At 49.8% G+C, this 1,200-nt stretch carries 1 protein-coding gene; it reads right to left on the reverse strand.

Features of this window, described 5'->3' with window-relative positions:
* Positions 1–144: 144 nt before the first annotated feature.
* On the reverse strand, positions 145–1,200 hold a 1,056-nt coding region (gene ribB, locus R7P69_RS24910), incomplete at its 5' end, for a 3,4-dihydroxy-2-butanone-4-phosphate synthase (RefSeq protein WP_225466849.1).

Genomic DNA, 1,200 nt, shown 5'->3' on the forward strand with positions numbered 1-1,200 from the left:
AGTGAAATTTGTTCATCAAGTGAGAATCGCCGGATTCTAGCACAAATTTGTGAGCAATATCTAATGGAAATTGGCCGCGTGTCACGAGTTCCTAGTCCACACCAAAATAGGTGTGCATGGGACTAGGAACTTATCGTTCACTTCTTATTCGCAAACGTATTCAACCACGTTCAGGCCGAAACCGCCCAATGCATGGTATTTTTTGTTGGTCGAAGACAGAAGACGCATATCGTGAACACCAAGGTCTGCAAGAATTTGCGACCCCACTCCCACGCGGCGAGACGTGCCCTGCTTTTTCGCTAAAGTAGGTGCTTCGCCTTTATCTTGCGCTTCGAACATCTTCACGCGGTGGATGAGCAACTCGGTTGATTCTTCATTGCCAAGTACAACCAGAACACCGCCTTCTTCACCGATACGCTTCATCGCTTTATCCAGCGTCCAGCTGCGCTCTGCATTGCGGTCACTGCGTAATACATCGGTAAATACGTCTTGTAGATGCACACGAACCAGCGGCGCTTCGCCGGCCAAATCACCTTTACACATCGCGTAATGCACTTGATTATCGATGGTGTCTTTGTAAGTCACCAAAGTGAACTCACCGTGTTCAGTTGGCAGTTTGCATTCTGCTACACGCTCAATGGTCGTTTCTGTGTTGTTGCGGTATTCGATAAGGTCCGCAATAGTGCCTAACTTCAAGCCGTGTTTTTCAGCAAATATTTCAAGATCAGGGCGGCGAGCCATGGTGCCGTCGTCGTTTAGAATCTCAACAATCACAGAAGCAGGCTCAAGCCCCGCAAGGCGAGCTAAATCACAACCCGCTTCGGTGTGACCAGCGCGAGTCAATACACCACCATCTTGCGCAGCAAGAGGGAAAATATGCCCCGGTTGAACCAAGTCTGCCGCTTTTGCGTTTGGCGCAACCGCAGCTTGAACGGTACGTGCGCGGTCAGCCGCTGAAATACCCGTGGTTACGCCTTCAGCAGCTTCAATAGAAACAGTAAAGTTAGTGGTGTACTGCGCGTTGTTGTCTTGCACCATTGGCGGCAAGCCGAGATTTTCACAACGCGCTTTAGTCATGGTCAGACAGATCAAGCCACGACCGTAAGTCGCCATAAAGTTGATCGCTTCCGGCGTAATATGCTCGGCAGCCATGATCAAGTCACCTTCATTCTCGCGGTCTTCATCATCCATTAGGATGAC

The sequence above is a fragment of the Vibrio sp. 661 genome (assembly GCF_033339315.1).
GTDB lineage: Bacteria > Pseudomonadota > Gammaproteobacteria > Enterobacterales > Vibrionaceae > Vibrio > Vibrio alginolyticus.